Source organism: Kurthia populi (genome assembly GCF_042686175.1).
Classification (GTDB): domain Bacteria; phylum Bacillota; class Bacilli; order Bacillales_A; family Planococcaceae; genus Kurthia; species Kurthia populi.
The window spans coordinates 1-538 of record NZ_JBHUOR010000048.1; the positions used below are offsets into that span (position 1 = coordinate 1).

The 538-nt window shown below is 38.8% G+C and carries 1 pseudogene; it reads right to left on the reverse strand.

The annotated features are described in order from the left end of the window. A pseudogene (locus ACFSY7_RS10270) lies at window positions 1-538 on the reverse strand (helix-turn-helix domain-containing protein); the annotation flags it as partial.

A 538-nucleotide genomic window follows, 5' to 3' on the forward strand; every position in this document is an offset into this window, starting at 1 on the left:
CGTAATCATAGTACGTGCTACGTGGAATACCTGCGAATGCCACAAGCGCCTTCACCGAGTATTTATGCCTTAATTCATAGATGACTTTTACTTTGTCTTCTTTGGTGATTTTTCCTTGGCTTGAACTAAGGCGTTCAACTTTTTTAAATACTCGTTTTCCATACGTAGACGATTGATTTCTGCTTGAAGTGCTTCTGGTGAGCTTTCAGCTGGCTGTTGTTTTGGTTGTTTCTTCGTTTCTTTTTTCATAGATGGACGCCCCTTTGATTTTGGTTCAAGGGCCTCTAGGCCACCAGACGCCATCTGTTTTTTCCAAGAATACACCATTGTATAACTAGAAATTTTAAAGAGCGCTGCCGTTTCCATCAGTGATGCACCGGATTGAACCATATAATTAAGTACATTTAGTTTAAAGGGTACAGGATAATTTGTATAGGAATTTTGAAACGCTTCTTCACCATGTAATTCATATAATCTCAACCAAAATTGAAATTGGGATCTTGTGACACACACCTGAGAGGCATACTCTTTTTGTGAA